The organism is Paraflavitalea pollutisoli (assembly GCF_029360705.1).
GTDB classification, from domain to species: Bacteria; Bacteroidota; Bacteroidia; order Chitinophagales; family Chitinophagaceae; genus Paraflavitalea; species Paraflavitalea pollutisoli.
Window position 1 is genome coordinate 2,076,327 of the sequence record NZ_JARKMX010000008.1, and the last position, 20,206, is coordinate 2,096,532.

Genomic DNA, 20,206 nt, shown 5'->3' on the forward strand with positions numbered 1-20,206 from the left:
AAAGGCCACGGGAGGAATTACGGCCTTTTACCGGGCGAAATGCGACGTTGACCGGGGAGAACTGTTTTTACTCGCTTCGCGTCGGCGGCATTTCTTTGCCAGGCGGTGTAATGATGTGCAAATCTCTTTGCGGGAAGGGGATCACGATACCTGCTTGCTTGAATGCCTCATCCACCTGAGTAATGACAGCGCTGCGCAATTGGAGAAATTGTTTGATGTTACCTGTCCAGAAGTAGAGATCAAACGAAATACCACTATCCCCAAATTCTTTCACGGATACCACTGGCTCGGGTGTACGGAGGATTTCATCGTTGGCCAACAAAGTCTCTTCAAGGAGTTGTTTAGCGACCTTGAGATTGGTGCCATAAGGAACGCTGATAACGACATTCAGCCGACGGCGGTTGTTGGCCATGGTCCAGTTGACCAAGTGATTGCTGAGCAGATCGCCATTAGGTACTACGAGACAGGCTCCTTCTACCAGGTTCACTACACTGCTTCTGAAACCAATGGATTTCATGGTACCGAGTTTGCCATTCACTTCTATGATATCGCCCACATTGACGGGCTTTTCGAAAGCAATGATCAAACCACTGACCAGGTTACTGACGAGGCCCTGCAAACCGAGTCCGATACCCACCCCCAGTGCGCCTAATACGAGCGTTAATTTATCCATGGGTATACCGGCAGCAGCAAAAGCGAGCCAAATACCCAGGGTTAGAATAAAGATCCTGATGAGCAGTAACCAGCTACCTGCGCCTGCCTTGCGGGCCTGTGCATTTTTGCGACGCTGATCACCAGGTTCGCCTGCAAAAAAGGAGATGATCTGGGAGAGAATAGTGGCGACCGCTAAGATTACAATGAAGATAAACAAGCTATTGATGGTAAAGGTATAGCTCCCTACCGTACGATCGGCATTGAGAAACTCCATAAATGGTGTGGCTGCCTGCTGGAAGAAATAAAAATTCCTGCCTACCAGAATAATCCAGCCGATCACCAGGAATATATAAAAGAACGTCGGCACCTGTTCTCCTACCTTCTGGAAATCGATATAGAAAAATTTCCTGTCGGGATGTTTGTATACGGCTGCGATGATCCCCAATCCTTCGTTGATGAGCCTTACGGTCCATAAGAAAAGTATGGCAATGACCAGGCCGCTATAACCACTCACGAACATGGTCTTGGACAGGTTAAGCCGGCCGAAGACATTCAAGAGGGCAGCCGCTAATTCGATGAATACGACAAATCCGATGAAATACAGGATATTCCTTTCTTTCAATTCATTTCGACGCTTACTTTTCAACAGGTAAATACCGTAGGCAGCACCTCCCGTCGACACCAGCAGCATCCACCAGCGTTCGCTTCTGGAAAACTGCAATAACATATTGGTGAGACCGGCCAGGATGAACAAGCTTACCATAATGACCCAAAACCACATCCAGAAACCTGCTATATGCCGAAAGAAGATAACAGCCAGGCAAATAGCAGTTATCAGCCATAGACAAAAGCTAAAAATAAATGGCGGCTGTAAAAAGATGAACTGAAAGATACTGACGGTCATTACTATCGCAGACAGTAAGGGATACCGTAGTACCAATTCACCCCGCGATGAAGCCTGAAACTCTTCTTTTTCATTTTCCCATCGGTGTTTCAGGGTAAATAAAAAATACCAGGACGCCATGATCAACAACAATAGTATCAGGATCCGCCCTTTATAATCGGCCAGGTAATAGGCCAGCGCCAATTTCTCCTTGGCAAGGGACAGGTCCATAACCTGGGAAAAAGTCCAATGTTTTTCCGGCTTTTCCCAGAGATAGGCAAACTCCTTGTCGAGCAGACTGGCAGTATGTGTTTTTCGCAGTAGTTCGACTTCCTCGTAACGGCTGCGGACATCAAATGCAATGAGGTCAAATTCTGTCTGCAGCTGGGTGGCTGGGCCGATCGATGCACGCAACATCGAATCCGCGGGTCCAAGTTCCTTACCCACCACAACGATCTTGGCAACAAACTGCATCGCGGCCATGGAATCGAGTGGAAAAGTATAAATGGAAGAATCTCCTGTCAGGGAATCGATGCGTGTGATGAAATCTGAAATGATGGTAATATGCCTGCTCAACTCAACCCGCTGCGAATTTATTTTGACCAATAACTCATTTAAAATTGATGAGGTTACTGCCAGGTTACGGGTCGTGTACTCCGACCCCTTATTGACGAAGATGCCCTGTTGCAGCACTTGCAATTCTTCCCGGATCTCCGTCAGCTCGTGCCGGTATTCGAGGGTATCGGGCGCTTTGCGGAGGTATAGCTTGCTCCGTTCGCCGGTATAGCGCAGTTCCTGCAAGGTACTCAATTGCCTCACCCCCATTTTGTCGCTGCCATAGCGCTGCAGGTATACAAACGATTCCTTCTTTACAGCCTGGCGCAATTTCTCCAGCTTGCTGGTATCCTTGCGGGGTAAAGCGGGCAGGGAATCGGACTGTTGAGCATAACCGCTCAGAGAAACCAAGAGTAACCCTATAGCAGTAAACAATTTGGGATAGAAAGGGAACATGCAGGTTGGATGTTATTTTGTATACAACGGCGAACGCTTCAGCAGGTACTCCAGGGTGTTTTTGTAAGCGTCCTGTGTATTCCAGAAAGATGTCCTATCCTGCGTGTATACCGTGGTTCCTTTATCGTTGTAAATATTCAGGTTGAGGTTGGTCGAATAATTCTGCGTAGCCGTACCGTAGGAATAATTATTGTATGTTTTTTTCTGCTTGTCATCCTTGTCGTCCTCTTTTCGGGTGCTGGAGCCGGAGTTGGACTGGTAGGTTGTCTGGGTAGTTTTATTCATCGTGACCGTTCCTTCTACTACATATTCAACACCCAGGATATTACAAATATCGTCCATCGTAAATCCTTTGATCGATTCCTTATTAACGCCTCCTTTGATCAGCAGCGCATTGGTTGTACGTGGATTGAGGACCTCAAATATCCCAGCGTGTTTACTCATAAAGGAGAAGGTCTCATTTTGTACCTGCTCGCTGATGGCTTCATCCGCCGCCTGGCCATCACGTATAAAACTGAAAGGGAGAATGGCCACCTTGTTGTGGTGATCGCCCAAACCAGGTCCACTGGCAGGGGTATTGCCCGGAGCCGGTTGGCTTTTTGATTCCGAAGGCAGGGCTGGCTTATTATATACTTCTATGCGGCCACTTGAATAAGTGATCTTAAGAATATCCGATTTCTTGATGTTGTAGACCAGGGTTTCACCCGCGTAGGAAAATTCGACTTCTGCGTCATTGATCTTTAACACTTTGCCGGTCAGTTCTTCACCGTTAAGTTTCAGGATCACATCATTCTTAGCTGGTTGTGCCCACGCACAAAGGGATACAGTCAACATCAGGAAAAAAGAAAGGAGCTTTTTCATAATTTTCAGTTTGTTAAAAGGACGTATTAATAAAGTTACAGATTTCATGGTATTCCGACCTTACGGGTAAGGTTATTAAACCCTTCTTCCATCCATTTGGGTGCCCGCAGACGATACCCCGCGGAAATATGAAAGATCGCATAATCGTCCCTTGTACCTGCGCTGGTATGCTGTTGACGGTAACTCGCATTCTGCCAGTTAAGGTATGCACCGGCAAAAAAGCGGGGACCATTGTAGCCAATTCCTGCCCTTCCATCAAAGCGGAATAACAGGTTATCCTGCTTACCTTTTAAAGTTTCAGTGCTGGAGCGTGATACAATATTGCTGTGGAGGTAACCAAGGTTGGGTGTGAGCCCCAGAGAGGCATACCATTGCCGGGCCACGACGAGCGTATAGTGATATCCTGCGCCCAATAACAACTCGAGGTTCTTTGACTTTTGGGTAAAGCCATTGGGGCTGATCTCCGATTGGTCGTCGGTGATATAATAGCGATACAGCAACTGTGGAATAAAACTGCCGGCGCTTTTCAACTGCCGTTCGGACTGAAATGCCACGGCACTGACAGAAAACTGCGGATTGAAGTTATAAGCGGTGGCGCCTTTGTATTGCGTGAATACCAGGTCGGGGATTTGTATATAGGGTTTGCCGGGTGACCAGGTGGGATCGAAATCGCCTGTATTTTCGAGGTAGAAGCCTTTGGTTCGCTTGTACGCCAATTCCTGTAACCAGTGACGGAATACAAAACTGGCAGACAATCCCGTGCTGGTCGTCTTCCCCTTTTCTTGGTCGTCGTTATTGGCGGGCAGAAACCTGGGTACAAAACTGACTCCTATATCTATAAATCGATACGTAAACCCCAGGCGGGTATTGCTGGCGGCATTGGGACTTAACCGAATGTTGGAGGTGGGGGTAGTAACGCCCAATTTTTCTGCGTCGGAGCTTTGGGTGAGTTTGAAGGTCATGAATGGTTCCATCCTTTCGATCTTCGATGGTCTGTTTTGTGGCTGCAACGTATCTGCCGGGCCCGATTGCCCCAGCGCGTTGTTGCCAAAAAACATAAAAAGGATGAGGCCGCAGTAGTTCATATTGTAAATTAAATACTTATTGCTTTCTACCCCTATTTTTAATGCGTTAAGTTTAAATTATCCCCAATTCCATGACAATCTATTAAACACGGCCTTTCTCGCCCTGTCATCACCAACAATTTATAGCAGTAATACTATAAAAACCAAGCCCTGTAATTTATACAAACCTTGGCCGAAATAGTACATTTTATGTCCTAACCGACAGCCTGGCTGTTGGCTACCTTTAGGTGGAAATAAAAAATTATTATGAAGAAGGTAGCTATCAACGGATTTGGCCGTATCGGACGGATGACACTCAGGGCTTTTCAAAACAAGACGGATGTACAGGTTGTGGCGGTCAACGACCTCACCGACCTGGAGACGCTCGCTCATCTATTAAAATACGACAGTGCCCATGGAAAATTTCCCGGCACCGTGCAGCAGGAAGCGGGCCATTTGGTGGTGAATGGTAGGGCCATTCAATTCCTGTCGGAGAAGGATCCCCTTCAATTGCCCTGGAAGGCGCTGGGCATCGATGTGGTGATCGAGTCGACCGGGCGGTTTACGGAACGCGCCAAGGCGGAAGCCCATATCGCGGCCGGTGCCGGCAAAGTATTGATCACGGCACCAGCGACCGGTGGTGTGAAGACGATCGTACATGGCATCAACAACGAACTGATCAAAGGTGACGACAATATTTACTCTACCGCGTCCTGTACGACAGGCGGCATTGCACCCGTGTTGTACATCCTTGACCGGGAGTTTGGCATCGAAAGCGGCTTCATGAGTACGGTACATGCGTTTACTGCCGACCAGCAATTGCAGGATGCACCCCACCGCGACCTGCGCCGGGCACGGGCAGCCACCCACTCTATTATCCCCACGACGACCGGCGCAGCAAAAGCCATCGGGGATGTATTGCCCAATCTGAAAGGCAAGATGGATGGTTTCAGTTACCGCGTACCGGTGATCGATGGATCGATCGCCGACATTACCGTCAATCTGCATAAGCCGGTCACCGTGGAGGCCCTGAACCAGTTGTTCCGGACCTATGCGGACGGCCCTTTACAAGGTGTTCTCGAATACACGGAAGAACCATTGGTATCGGCCGACATATTGGGCAATACCCATTCTTCTATCGTAGATGGCAAGCTGACCCGCGTTATTGGGCAGACCGTCAAGGTCGTAGCGTGGTATGACAATGAGATGGGCATCTCTAACCGCATCTCCGAACTGGTGAGTCAACTCTAAAAGCCGGTTGCCCGGCATAGATTTGTAGAAATGCATCCCATGGCATGACGCCAGCGAAATACCTGGAAAAGATGCGCCTAGATGCTGCCCATCGTTTTTTGTCGGAGACCGATCTGGGGTTGAAACAGATTGCGCTCAAATGTGGACTCGGTGGTATGGTATATATGCGGCGTGTATTTCTGCGGTATTTAAAGATCACTCCCAAGTTTTACCGCAACAGCTTCAGAACCTCCCTGGAACAGGAACCGTCGATGGGCAACTGACCGGACTGCGAACCGAACAGTTCAGGACAGTTGAGAGCCTGTCACCACCCTCCTTTTCTGGCTGCATTGTTCCGGGAACGTTTGCGTAAATCCGGCCATGCCCGGCTCTCCCCGAAATAGGAAAATAATCCATCTTTTAGGTGAAATATGGCATTTTCTACTGGCACACTCCCAGCGTAATTTGACCACGCGATTCACCCTATACTTTTCTGAGCCGCGGTGATTGCCTGACTGTGTGAAAAAAGAGCTCTTCTCCGGAATGTATCTGGTGATCGTTATTGACTGCAAAGCCATAACTAACTGACGGTTGCCATACCTGCATGCGGAAATATTATCCCGGTTCCAGCAAAGGGACACCAAAGCTTTAGAAGAAGTGTACAGCTTGTTCTATGGCCCGCTCTGCTACTTCGCCGAAAAGCTGACGGCCAACCGTCAGGCAGCTTCCGCCTCCGTCGTCGACGTCTTTGTCAAAACCTTCCAGTCTTCAGTAAGATTTTCCAGCATTGACCATTTGAAGGGTTACCTTTTCGAGGGTGTCAAGAATCAATGTCTCAATTACCTCAAGCAAACGAAACGCCAGGAAAGAAACCTGCAAGACTATATCGACACCATCGAATTATCAGACGCATACATCCACGCAGAACTGGTGGAAACCGCCGCGCTCGATATGATCTTCGAGATCGCCGAAGGTTTGCCCGGCGAATGCAAACGCATTTTCGACCTGTTGTACAAGGACCGATTGAGTTACCAGGATATTGCCGCCAACCTGCAATTGAATATTCAGACGGTGCGCAACCAGAATGCGCGCGCCATTGCTTATATCCGTAAAAAACTTCAACCCGAATTATTATTGATCTGACAAACGTAGCGCTGATCATCCGGCATTAGCAGGATAGATCAGGACAGCTACCGCACCCTATCGTACTAATATGATCGATTGTCCATCTGGCCATTTATTTCGTAAAAAGTAACACTGGTTGTGGTTAAAAGGAAGCCACCGGTTGTATATCTCAATAGCGATTGTTTTTAGTAACACCTGCATATGAAAATGCTTCATCCCGATACAGCCACGCTGGTAGTCATCATGAAATCTACCTTTGCGCCGCTCTCCCCCGAGGAGCAGCAGTTGCTGGCTACCTGGATAAAAGCATCACCCGAAAACCAGTCAAAATATGAAGAGCTGACGAACAGCGACCTGCTGCACAGGAAGATGGAACAGTTCTCGCAGCGGAATGCCGACAAGGACCTGCACTTTCAATACATACTGCAACAAGTCGCTCCTCCTCCCGCAGCATACCGTTTACTCATGTATAAAAAATGGTCCCTGGCGGCAGCGATCCTGTTGCTGTTATCCGTCAGTGGCTGGCTAGCGACGCTTCACCTGCATAACACCCGTACAGCAACGGCCAAGTTGCCACTACCACCTCCCGCGGTAGTAGTACCCGGTAAACCCGGCGCCCTACTCATGCTCAGTGATGGAACCACACTGGTACTCGACAGCTTACGCCCCGGCGTGATCGCCCATCAACAAGGTGTCGCTGCTGCGCTTGAAAATGGTCAACTGGCTTACCGGTCCGAGGGTACATCATCGGAACCGGTCTTTAATACTTTGCGTACGCCCAAAGGCCGGGAGTTCAAGATCCTGTTGCCGGATGGTACGGCAGCCTGGCTCAACTCCTTCAGCTCGATCCGTTTCCCCACCAGCTTTGCGGCGGATCGCCGGGAGGTATTTATTACCGGGGAAGTCTATTTCGAAGTGGCTGCGCAGACGCATCCCATCACCAGCCACAAACTGCCCTTCGTGGTACATGTTAAAACGGCGGATGGTCATTTCAGTTCCGTGGAAGTATTGGGTACCCATTTCAACGTCAATGCCTATACCGCCATCGCCGAAACTACCTTACTGGAAGGCAGCGTGCGGATCAGTCAAACACTCACCAGCACACCGGTCGTATTACAACCTGGTCAACAGGCACAGGTAGTACCCGGGGCTACACAAATAAGCACTGCTACCGTCGACCTTGACCGGGTGATGGCCTGGCGCCGGGGCTTTTTCAATTTCGACAACGCATCGCTGCCGGCCGTAATGGATCAACTGGCCCGCTGGTACGACCTGGAGCCGGTATACCCGCAAGGCACCCCGATCATTCATTTCCAGGGAGAGATGAGCCGGGGTATGCAGCTATCGGGGGTGTTGCAGGCGCTGGAAGAGTCAAAAGTTCATTTCAAACTAGATGGCAGGCGGATCTCGATCCTCCCCTGATGTTCAACGATTGTACATAAACCTAAAACAAAGCTATATGAAGTACTATCCAACCTACTTATCCAATCATCATCCATAACCGTTTATCGTCACTTTTTTACTAACTCCCAAACTTCCGGGCTTATGCCTGGCTGTTTGGCCAACGATCACTGTATGCCGTTGTTCAAGATGAAACTTATTTTATTGTTCTGTATGGTCGCCTCCCTGGGTGTTGCTGCAAGCGGAAACGCGCAGACCATTACTTACACGGGCCGGCAGGTGCCTTTGAAGCAAGTCTTTTCCGCGATCAAAGATCAGACGGGCTTCAGCGTGTTTTACAATCAACAATTGCTGGAAGGCACGAGGCCCGTCACCGTGACGGCGCGTGCTATGCCATTGTCCGATTTCCTGTTGGCGTTGCTACTTGACCAGCCGATCGGTTTTCGCATAGATGACAAAACCATCATACTTTCTGAAAAGATAGCCCCACCTGTGGTACGCATCGTCACGCCCCGCGCAGAAACACCTGCGGGAGCTGTATCCGGCCGCATCGTAGACAAGGATGGCAAACCCGTTGCCTCGGTGTCTGTACGTATCAAAGGAACGTCCAGGGGTACGGTCACCAACCAGGATGGGCAGTTTACATTGACCGGTGTCACTGAGAATGCCGTTATCGAAATTTCAAACGTGGGCTACGAAACCATGGAAGTACTGGTGCGCGCGGGTAGTAAAGGACTTGCTGCCACCAGCATTAAAGCGACCCAGGCAGGTTTGCTGCAAGTTACCGAAGGTGAGAACCTGGTACTGGCCGTTACCCTGCAACCCAATATCAGCGAACTGCAGGAGACAGTATTCATTGCGTATGGTACTGCTAAAAAGAAAGACCTGACGGGCGCCGTCGTCTCTATCAAAGAAGGTGACATCACCGCCACCCCTGTCAACAACGTGATGGAAGCCCTGCAGGGTAAGGTGGCCGGCATGGACATCATGCGTACTTCCGGCGCTGTGGGCACCAACGTCGACATCCTGCTGCGCGGTACCCGATCTATTTTTGGGGATAATGGTCCGTTGTTCATTGTAGACGGTATCCAATCGAGCTATTCACAGATCAACCCGTCCGATATTGCCACCATCGACATCCTGAAAGATGCTTCTTCTACGGCCCTCTATGGCTCTGCCGGCTCCAATGGTGTAGTGATCATTACCACTAAGAAGGGCAAGGCCAACAAATCTACGTTCAATGTTGATGCTTTTTATGGTTTCAGCGGCACGCCGCATTTCTTCCACAGCATGACGGGTGACGAATACATCAAGTACCGCCGGGAACATTACCGTACCCGCATCGGCGAGTACCCCCAGGATATTTCGCAGATCTTCACCAATGCTACGGTGCTGGACGCTTACAACCAGGGCAAATGGATCGACTGGGTGGGCCTCATTACAGACAATGCCGCTACTCAGCAGAAATACAATATTTCCTTCTCGGGCGGTAGCGACAAAACGCAGATCTATACCTCGTTCTTGTACACGAAAGAGTCGGGCCTGCTGAGTAATGAGAACCAGAACCGCCTGGCTGCCCGTCTCAACATCGACCATAAGGCGGCCGACTGGCTCAAGTTTGGCGCCAACCTCAACGTGACGCATACGGTACGGAATGCCCGCGCGAAGAATATCTTCACCAAGGCCCTGGCCGCTTTTCCGCTGGGTGATGCGTATGATTCAGCCGGCAACGTGAAACCGGAGTTTATTCAGGGAGAGGCTACGCCATTGGGCGATCAGCTGCCCGACCAGTTTGCCGACAATACCCGCAGTACGTATGTGAACCTGATTGCCTATACCGAGATCGCTCCCTTCCGGGGATTCACGCTTCGCTCTACCGCGGGTGGCACGCTCGACTATTCCCGCCAGGGCAAGTACTGGGGTAAAGGGGCGGTATCGAATGTCGTATCGGGCTATGCAGCTCCGCTCGCCTCTATCTACAATAGCAATGGCTATGGCTATACCTGGGAGAATGTGGCCACGTACAACAAGACGATCGCGCACGATCACCAGCTGACCGTAACAGGCATTACTTCCTGGGCATTTGGTGCAGGCGATAACAGCACTTTACTCGGGCAGGGCCAGGGACTGGACTATTACCTGTTCTACAATATCGGCAACGGCACCCAGAAAACGGGTATTGCTTCCGCTTATGATCAGCGTCAACGTATGTCGTTTGCAGGCAGATTGAATTATAATTTCCGGGGTAAATACCTGCTATCGCTGACCAATCGCTGGGATGGGGTATCGCACCTGGCCGAAGGCCATAAGTGGAGCAGCTTCCCGGCAGGGTCGGTGGCCTGGCGCATTTCGGATGAAGACTTTATGGAAACGACACGCGACTGGCTGAATGACTTCAAGATCCGCGGCGGTTATGGCATCACCGGCAACGCGGGTGGTATGTCGGCTTATTCTTCTCAAACGCAGGCGTATACCTACCAGGTCATCTCTCTCGACGGTCAGTTGGTGCCTAACCTGCAACTAGCCGGTACTTACTCCAACCCCACGATCACCTGGGAACGCAGTCATAACCTGAATATCGGTGCCGACATCGCAGTGCTGGATCGCCGTATCGAATTGGCATTCGACATCTACGATACGCGGACCAAAGGTTTGCTTTTCAAACGTACCCTGCCGGTTACTTCTGCCATTACCGCCTGGGGCTCGCCGCTCAGCACCTGGCAGAATATCGGCGAAACCCGTAACAAAGGATGGGAGATCACCTTGCGCACGCGCAATATTGTGCAATCGGACCTGGAATGGACCAGCGCATTCTCCTTTACGCGCAATGAAGAAAAGATCGTGGACCTGCCCGATGGCGACGTAGTCGCTTCCAAGTTGTTTGAAGGCCACCCCATCAATACCCATTTCGATTACAAATACCTGGGCATCTGGTCTGGTGCCGAAGAAGAACAAGCCAAGCTATACGGCGCTCAACCCGGTTATGTGAAAGTGCAAACCATCGAGAAGTTTGACGCGAATGGTGTGAGTGATAAAGGCATCCATGCTTATTCCACCACCGACCGTATGATCCTCGGCTCTTCCAACCCCAAATGGTTGTTGGGCATCAACAACAACCTGACCTATAAGAACTGGGACCTGGGTGTATTCACCATGATCCGCTGGGGCCAGGTGATCAACAGCTCGCTGATGGGCTGGTATACCGGAGAAGATGAAGGGCAACCCACGGGCATCGATTACTGGACACCGGAAAACCAGGGCGCTTACTATCCCCGTCCAGGTATTGCCAACTACACAGGCATTGAAGGGCTTCGTTATGTTGACGGCTCTTTTATTAAACTAAAAACGATCACCCTGGGTTATTCACTGCCCCCTACCTGGCTGAAACGTGCCTTCATGAACAAGGGACGTCTGTATGCTACGGCGTACAACCCACTGGTATGGGTAAAGGACAAAGCGCTGAAAGGTACAGACCCGGAAACCAATGGATCCGACAGTTTCCCACTTTTTGCCACTTATGTGATCGGCCTCAACATCACTTTTTAAATCCAACAACACTACAAGATGAGCTCGCTACTTAATAAAACAACGTTAACAGGTACGCTACTGGCAGGCATGCTGCTGGGTTCCTGTTCACTGAAAGAATACAACCCTTCGGGTTTCACGATTGAATCTGCTACTTCCTCTACCCTGCAAGGTTACCGAAACCTGGTCAACAACTGTTATTTCGGAATGGAACGCCAGTTGTATGGGTACAACCAATGGATGATGTTTTGTGAGGCAGGTACCGACCTGTGGAATTACCAGAAGAATGCCGTTTCTTTTTCGCAATTCTTTAAATACGGGGCTGGTGGTATATTGCCGCCGAATGTGGGTCAAACAGTCTGGAATGTGTGTTACGATGGTATCGGCTCCTGCAACCTGGCTATTTTCCACGCCACCAAAGCACCTTTCAAAACAGAAGAGGAAAGAAATGCGATGGTATCGGAAGCGTATTTTCTGCGTGCCATGTATTACTACAACCTGGTGGAGCAATTTGGCGGTGTGACGCTGACGACAGAACCGGCTACCACGGTAGACCTGCGTCCTACCCGTACGGCGCCACTGGAGATCTATAAGACATCGATCATTCCCGACCTGGAGTTTGCCGCCAAGTGGTTACCCATCAACAATGGCATCACCAAACCTTCGCGCAAGTCTGCGCTGGGTTTCCTGGCACGTGCCTATCTCCAAACCGTAGAATATGATGACACGAAGGGGTTTGCCGGCAAGGCCCTGGAAACGGCGAAGGAACTGATCGCCGATTGTGAGGGTGGTGGAGCAAAATACAACACCTTCCTTTACCCCACCTTCGATGAAGTGTTTGCCGAGAACAACAACCTCGCCAATAAGGAAGCACTATGGGCGCATCGCTTTGTGGTAGGCGGTGTGAGCAACAATGCCTGGTTCATGAATATGAACAATGAATTGTTCTACGGTGTAGTGACCGACTTTGGCGCTATGCAACAGGCAGGTGCGGACTACACGACCTGGGGCCGACGTTCCGGCGGCCAGTTTATGCCTACGGCTTATATGATCAATTTGTTCGTGCAGCCCGATGGCACACTGGATCCGCGCTACCACAAATCATTTCAAACGTCCTGGACGGCCAACCGGGCGAGCTGGACCTGGACCGATGCAGCGCTGAAGATCTGGGATCGCGGTACGACGATCAACAATACCACGAAGTTATCGGCCGGCGACCTGGCCATCGACATCCTCCATCCCAATGATGTAAACTACGCCACTAAAATAGCCACCAAGCTGGACCAGAAGCATATTGTGGTTGACTTCAACGACCTGTACAATACGAGCACCGGCGCGGTGAACATGCAGTACAACCGCGTGAACCGGCCACTGGATGGCGGGGGCACCCTTACCTCCAACCCCTTCTGGGGGCTGTATCCTTCGCTGATGAAACACAACAGCAGCAACTACTACATCAACAACGCCTCCAGTAACCGTTATGGCAACCTGAATGCGACGTTCATGATGCGCATGTCGGAGGTATACCTGATCGCCGCAGAGGCCGATGTGTATGCCAACGGTGGATCGGGTGCTGCCAGTTACCTCAACAAGATCAGGACCCGTGCAGGTGCAACTGCCTTCAGTGGTGCCGTCACGGTACAGACTGTGCTCGATGAACGTGCCCGGGAGCTTTGTGGTGAATATGTACGCTTTTATGACCTGAAACGAACGAAGAAACTGACCAAGGCACATTTGATGGCAACGAATCCGGATGTGGGTCAGTTCTTCAACGACAATACGCATACTGTACGTCCAATACCACCCACCTTCCTGAATACCCTCCAGGAAGGCGGTGTGTATTACCAAAATCCAAACTATTAAAAACCAACAACGATGAATCCTATGAACAACCCCAACTCCGTGAATGACTGAGCGGACTTATTGTAAGCGTTCAGACTTCATATAGCAAATATCTAGTTACGGAGGGGGTTTCTACCCCTTCCCTTTTCAAACCGTTGATCCGTGCCCGGTTGCCATTATAATATTTGACCAAACCAATTATCACTAACGCTTATGCCAGGCCATTTTTCACCTTCCTTTCGTACTATTCGTACCAGGGCACTGCTATGCCTGTTGACAACCGCTCCCCTATCGGGATTGCTGGCGCAACAACCCGTTTATAAAGTCGACATCAACCAAACCGGCCGGCCACTGGCCGAGACCAATGAAGTGGGTTACACCCCTTTTGAAGTACCCTCCAACACGGTCGATACTGCTACGCTCGTGCTGAACCCAATCGCAGGCCTCAAAATAACATTTATCCGCAAGGGTGGTCGTGGGACCAAGTTGTCGTCCAACTGGTTTAAGAACGGGATCATCACTCCCAATTTTGCCCGCCTTACCTGCGATGGTATCCGCGTGCAGGATGGCAATGAGGGCGCGCAGATCGAAGTACGCATCAGTGGTCTGCCCACTGGCCGTCATAGCATCATGACCTACCACAACCAGGTCGACAACCTGCTGGATGCGAACATCAGTCCGATGGATGTGTATGTGAATGGGGTAAAAGAAGTGACGGGTCTGAAAGCATCCGTGCGCAAATTCCTGAAATCGGAAGTGCCGACCACTTATTTATTTGCCGATGCCGTGCCCGGGCAGGATGTGGTGTTGCTGTTTGCAGCCGACACGCTGGCTGGGCCTAGTTTCCGCAATGTGATTATCAATGCCATTGAACTGAATACGCCGAATGCCGTGTACCAAGCCAGGCAACCTTATCCTGCCCAGGGAGACCGCCATACCGATGCCGATGCCGGCCAAATCACCCTCAGCTGGACCAATGCGCCAGGCACGGTGGCCAGCGAAGTGTATTACGGTTTCGATTCAGCCTCTGTAGAGAACGCGACCCATAGCTCTCCGTTGTACAAAGGACATCAGGCAAATACCACCCTGGCTGCGGGTAACCAATACAGCATGGACACGTATTACTGGCGGGTAGACCAGGTGGATGCCAATGGTTATGTCACCAAGGGCAATGTGTGGTATTATCAACCCCGACAACTGGCGTTCCGCGATGCAGAAGGCTATGGCCGTTTTGCCCACGGCGGACGAGGCGGCAAGGTAGTCTATGTCACGAACCTGAACGATGCCGGACCCGGCAGTTTGCGGGAAGCCGTCACCAACAATATTGGTCCGCGCACGATCCTGTTTGCCGTATCAGGCATCATCACGCTCAAATCAAGACTGGTCGTCAGTCAAAACAATATTACCATCGCGGGGCAATCGGCTCCCGGCAAAGGCATCTGTATCCGTTCGGCGCCTTTCGGTTCGGGTGGCAATGACCTCATCATTCGTCATATGCGGGTACGATTGGGATCGGGCCCCACCTATGATGGCATGGGCATGCAGGGCGATCATTGCATCATCGACAACAGCTCCATCAGCTGGACGATCGATGAAGCCTTCAGTTCACGTGGTGCCAAGAATATCACGCTGCAAAGAACCTTGATCTCGGAGGCGCTGAATATCGCGAACCACCAGAACTATCCGGCCGGTACTGCGCATGGTTATGCAGCTACGATCGGTGGTTATCTGGGCAGCTTCCACCACAATTTGCTGGCCCACAACGAAGGCCGCAACTGGAGTATGGCCGGCGCGCTCGATGGGCTGGCTTACTACTCCGGCAAACTGGACATCCGCAACAATGTCGTGTATAACTGGGGCGGCCGTACGACGGATGGCGGATCGTACCAGGTCAACTTCGTCAACAACTATTACAAACCAGGCCCTGCCACCCGCCACTTCTACGCGCTTACCGCGAACCATGAAGGTGTAGGGCTGGGTACACAATCTTATTATGTAGCCGGCAATGTCATGACTGGCCGCTTTGACGAGAACAACCAGGATGCGGGTAAACGTATCGTCATCACCAACAATGCGATCGTGAACTGGGAAACCTGGGTCAATACGCCTTTCTTCGAGTCGTATGTAAAGACACAATCGGCCCGGGAAGCGTATAAGCGTGTACTATCGAATGTGGGCGCCAACCAACCGGTGTTTGACGACCACGACAAGCGCATCGTTCGTGAAACCCGCGACAGCACCTTCACTTACCGCGGCAGCTACAAAGGAACACCCGGCCTGATCGACTCCCATACCGATGCGGGTGGCTGGGAAGATTACCCTGAAGTCAAGCGGGCTGCAGATTATGATTCGGACCTCGATGGCCTGCCCGATTGGTGGGAACGTGAGCGCGGCTTCAATCCCAACTCAGCGCCCAATGATTTTTCCGATGCCAACAACGATACCGATCGCGATGGCTATACACAATTGGAAGACTACCTGGAATGGATCGGCGGGGTCCATTACTTCATAGCCCCTGGGTCGCCCATTGAAATAGACCTCGCGACGCTGGCCAGCGGCTTTACCAATGCCCCCAATTTTGTGTTATCCAAGATCACCAATGGCAGTGCTATGCTGACCACTACCAGTAGTGACAACAGCACCAATGGCACCAACGGATCTACGGGTACGGCTGCTATTACCCGGGTAATATTTACCCCAGCTGCCGATGGGCTGGCCTCCTTCACCTTTACGGTGACCGATGCGGATGGCAGCTCGATGCAGCGTACGGTGAACCTGGAGGTCAATGCAACACTGGCTGCGTTGCCGGTGAGGCTGCTCTCGTTCAAAGCCAACCGCGAGAACCCCGCCACGGTGGCCCTGAATTGGTCGACCGCCCAGGAAAACAACAACAGTCATTTCGACGTACTGCGTGCCTTCAGTGCGGCTGGTCCGTTTACCACGATTGCGACGGTGAAGTCAAAAGCAGCAGACGGCAATAGTAGCCACCAACTCGACTATACGCTCACCGACAACAACGATGCCGTCTCTACCACCTGGTACCGGCTGGTGCAAAAGGATCTTGACGGCCGCAGCAGCTCCTCACCTATTGCCACGGTGAAAGGCACCAACCGTGCTTTCAAGGTATGGCCAACTCCCAACGAGGGGCGCTTTCATATAGCCGCCCCATCGACCCGCCAGCAATTGGTAGCGAGGTTGTTTACCGTAGATGGCAAACCGGTATCGGCGACCAGGCTACAAAATGGTAACGTCACAACGATCCAGGTAGTGAACAAAGGGGTGTATGTATTGAAGATCGCGGTGGTCGGCGGAGAGGAGCTATCGACGCAACTGATCGTCACCAAATAGTCCTGGCCTATTCAACCATGTTGTTTCTGTAAGAACCTATAAAGAACATCTAAACGTAGCTAACACTTTAATGATTCGCGTATGAGAAAACGGATGATTGCAATGACAGTGGCCATAGGCATGGCTGCTGCTCCGATTCCCGGCTTTGCGTACGGCACCAATCACCGGCACTGGTTTCAGCAGGCCGAGAAGATGGTGACGGGCAAGGTGACGGATGACAAAGACACCCCGCTGGCCGGGGCCACGGTGGCCGTCAAAGGCACCAAAATAACTGCTATCACGAAAGAGGATGGCACCTTCAGCATCAAAATACCGGAAGGCAGCACCACGCTGTCGGTATCGTTTGTCGGCATGCTCGACATGACTGTCGACATCACCGGCAAAACGATGATCACGGCCAAACTGGCTTCCCTCGGTGGCAACATGAACGACGTGGTCGTGGTAGGCTATGGCACCCAGAAAAGATCGCAGACCACGGGTGCGGTGGCCACCATCAACGCCAAGGATATCCAGGATATCCCTGCGCCGAATATTGCGGGCACCTTGCGTGGCCGTATCGCCGGTCTGGGTGTGAGCGCTGCTTCGGGCCGTCCCGGTGCAGGCATTACCCTCAACGTGCGTAACGCCTCGGTATCGGCTGCAGCTACCGATGTGGGGGCCACCAACCAGCCGTTGTATGTGATCGACAACATCATTGTGGGCAAAAGCGATTTCGATGCGCTCGACCCTTCGATGGTGGATGAGATCACGATCCTCAAAGATGCCTCTGCCGCCATCTATGGTGCAGCAGGAGCCAAAGGCGTGGTACTGATCACCACCAAACGTGGCAAGGCAGGCGCCCCCAGGATTAACTACAATGGGTATGTGGGTCATACGGATGCTACCCGCAAGCCGGAGATGTTGTCTGCTTATGACCATGCCGTGCTGATGAACGACACTTACAAGATCAACAATGTTCCCTATAACCTGTTCTTTTCCGAAGCAGACCTGGAATACATCAAAGGGCTCAATTACAAGAGCTGGTTCGATGAAATCTGGCGCCCGGCGATCACGCAACGTCACAACCTGAGCCTTTCGGGTGGTAGCGACAAGATTACTTTCTTCGTGGGTGGCAGTTATCAGAATGAGAATGCCAACTACGCTTCGATGAAGGTAGACAAATACAGTTTCCGTAGTGGTATGACCGCTAAGATCGGCTCTGCCATCAAAGCCGACATCAACTTCAGCGTAGACCACAACGTCAAGAACAGTAAGAATGGATTGAATGAGAATGACCAGGAGTTCCTGGAAAAGATCATCCAGATACCACGCTGGGTGCCTTATAAGATCGGCGACAAGTTTGTCAACAACAATGGCAATATGAATACCCACCCCGATGGGCAGATCGAGTCGGGCTTCTACCAGTCGACGAAAAGCAAGAACTACCGTATTAACGCAGCCCTCTCGTACGCTCCGGAAACCGGCGTACTGAAAGGATTCACGGCACGTTTGCAGGTATCGCAGGCCGGTGGCGCCAGCGATGGTGATGAATACCGCCCCAATTACCAGATCTACAATTTCAAACGCTTTGGCAACAACCTGCAACTGTATACCGACACCCTCACAGACCTGAACCCCGTAGTGAATGTATTGCAGGGCAACAACCAATTGCTGGGCCGCAAACTGAGCAACAGCAACAGTTACCAGGCGACCTTGACCTTACAGTACAACCGCACTTTTGGCCGTCACAGCATCAACTTCATCGCTGGTGGCGAACAAGCCGTATCCAATAGCGAAGACCTGGGGGTACAATGGTTTAACCAGGAACTGCCGCTGATCGATGATTTCTGGGCATTTGGACAGACCCCAACCGTGAAAGACAAAGCTATCACTGAATCTACCCGGCGTTCTTTCTTCAGCCGCATGAGTTATAATTTCGATGGCAAGTACACGCTCGAAGGCATCACCCGCTTCGACGCCTCCTCCAATTTTGCTACCGGCAATATCTGGGGCATCTTCCCCAGTGTGGGTCTGGGCTGGATCGTGAGCGAAGAGAACTTCTTCCGCGACCTGTTGCCCATGGTCACTTACTTTAAATTGCGCACCAACTTCGGCTGGACGGGTGATGATCGTGTAGACAAACGACTGTGGCAGGAGTGGTACAAGGTGAATACCACCGCCTATATGTATAACGAAACACTGGTGCCCGGTTTGAAGGCGGAGCGTATTCCCAACCCCGATATTACCTGGGAAAAGAAACGCACCCTCAACGTAGGAGCCGACATCTCGCTGTTCAACAACAAGCTGAGCCTGGGCATCGATGTATTCCAGAATTTCAACTACGACGCCTTCGACAAGGGTGGCGACAACAACTACCCGATGTACGCTGGCTTCTCAGCCCCGGTGGTCAACTATATGGAGCGCTATTCCTGGGGTTCGGAGTTCTCGATTGGCTACCAGGCGCATTTTACCCGCGACCTGACCTTCAAAGCCAGCATGAACTTCGGCTTTGGCAATTCGGTCATCAGCAAGACCTACTACAACCCCTACCTGCTGTGGGATAAGCAAGCGGAAGACTGGCTCGTATTTATGGGTACCGATCCGCGCAAATACAATGGCAGCAATGTGGGGCTGATCACGGAAGGTATGTTCCGTACGCAGGAAGAAGTAGACGCTTACCTGGCCAAGTATCCTAACTACACCATCGCCACCAAGGTACCACAACCAGGCTGGTTGTATTTCAAGGACATCAATGGCGACGGGGTGATCACCGACAAGGACAAGACGATCATGTTTGACCGGACCGATCCTCCTTTCGCGACCGGCATTCAATTTACCCTCAGCTACAAATCGCTGGCGATGAATATGAATATCGGTGCTGTATTTGGTGGCAAACAATTTTACGACAGCAAGGCCCGCAGGCTGCGCCCTACGGCCACCACCAATGTACCTACTTTCTGGACCGATCGCTGGACACCGGAGAACCCCAATGGCAAGTTTCCCCGTCATGACGACGCTTCGATCGTTGCCGGCTGGGAATCTGATTTCTGGGCGGTTGACGGCACCACCATCCGGGTAAACGATATGACCATCGTGTACAATATTCCGGAGAAGCTGACGAAGAAAGTAGGCATGAGCAATGCCCGCATTCTTGCTACCGGCAATAACCTGTGGGTACTGAAAAATCCGCTCAAGTACAAAGACCCTTATTCCAACTACATCTTCGATTACCCCACGCTGCGGACCGTATCGGTCGGTATCAGCATGGGCTTCTAAGTAAAAT

The 20,206-nt window shown here is 51.3% G+C and carries 11 protein-coding genes; 8 read left to right on the top strand and 3 right to left on the bottom strand.

The features are described 5' to 3' along the window. Positions 1 to 67: 67 nt before the first annotated feature. Genes P2W70_RS22070 through P2W70_RS22080 form a run of 3 tightly spaced genes read right to left on the bottom strand, consistent with a single transcriptional unit; the run spans position 68 to position 4,494 of the window. Positions 68 to 2,548 carry a mechanosensitive ion channel family protein gene (locus P2W70_RS22070; RefSeq protein WP_276483700.1) on the bottom strand — a complete coding sequence of 827 codons (2,481 nt, stop codon included), beginning with the start codon at positions 2,546 to 2,548 and terminating at the stop codon, positions 68 to 70. Between the two features lie 12 nt (positions 2,549 to 2,560). Next, positions 2,561 to 3,409, bottom strand: coding sequence for a hypothetical protein (locus tag P2W70_RS22075; RefSeq protein WP_276483701.1), 849 nt, complete (start codon positions 3,407 to 3,409; stop codon positions 2,561 to 2,563). A gap of 44 nt (positions 3,410 to 3,453) precedes the next feature. After that, entirely contained in the window at positions 3,454 to 4,494 is a 1,041-nt protein-coding gene (locus tag P2W70_RS22080; protein WP_276483702.1) for a DUF4421 family protein, read from the bottom strand. Between the two features lie 246 nt (positions 4,495 to 4,740). Between P2W70_RS22080 and gap the strand changes: the two genes are divergently transcribed. From gap to P2W70_RS22120, 8 genes are all read left to right on the top strand, one after another. Then, a complete protein-coding gene (gap, locus tag P2W70_RS22085) occupies positions 4,741 to 5,724 on the top strand; it encodes a type I glyceraldehyde-3-phosphate dehydrogenase (protein ID WP_338119858.1) in 984 nt (327 codons plus the stop codon). Between the two features lie 44 nt (positions 5,725 to 5,768). Then, the gene (locus tag P2W70_RS22090; protein ID WP_276483703.1) at positions 5,769 to 5,987 is read left to right on the top strand and encodes a helix-turn-helix domain-containing protein; all 219 of its coding nucleotides are present in this window, start codon (positions 5,769 to 5,771) and stop codon (positions 5,985 to 5,987) included. Positions 5,988 to 6,294: 307 nt separating this feature from the next. Further along, complete coding sequence (locus P2W70_RS22095; RefSeq protein ID WP_276483704.1) at positions 6,295 to 6,846, top strand: RNA polymerase sigma factor; 552 nt, start codon at positions 6,295 to 6,297, stop codon at positions 6,844 to 6,846. A 183-nt stretch (positions 6,847 to 7,029) separates the two neighbouring features. Further along, the gene (locus P2W70_RS22100; protein WP_276483705.1) at positions 7,030 to 8,250 is read left to right on the top strand and encodes a FecR domain-containing protein; all 1,221 of its coding nucleotides are present in this window, start codon (positions 7,030 to 7,032) and stop codon (positions 8,248 to 8,250) included. Positions 8,251 to 8,373: 123 nt separating this feature from the next. Beyond that, complete coding sequence (locus P2W70_RS22105) at positions 8,374 to 11,775, top strand: SusC/RagA family TonB-linked outer membrane protein (RefSeq protein WP_276483706.1); 3,402 nt, start codon at positions 8,374 to 8,376, stop codon at positions 11,773 to 11,775. An 18-nt stretch (positions 11,776 to 11,793) separates the two neighbouring features. Next, a complete protein-coding gene (locus P2W70_RS22110) occupies positions 11,794 to 13,617 on the top strand; it encodes a RagB/SusD family nutrient uptake outer membrane protein (RefSeq protein ID WP_276483707.1) in 1,824 nt (607 codons plus the stop codon). 192 nt (positions 13,618 to 13,809) lie between these two features. Beyond that, on the top strand, positions 13,810 to 16,944 hold the full coding sequence (locus tag P2W70_RS22115; protein ID WP_276483708.1) for a T9SS type A sorting domain-containing protein: 3,135 nt from the start codon (positions 13,810 to 13,812) through the stop codon (positions 16,942 to 16,944). A gap of 81 nt (positions 16,945 to 17,025) precedes the next feature. Then, on the top strand, positions 17,026 to 20,199 hold the full coding sequence (locus P2W70_RS22120) for a SusC/RagA family TonB-linked outer membrane protein (RefSeq protein WP_276483709.1): 3,174 nt from the start codon (positions 17,026 to 17,028) through the stop codon (positions 20,197 to 20,199). Positions 20,200 to 20,206 lie beyond the last annotated feature (7 nt).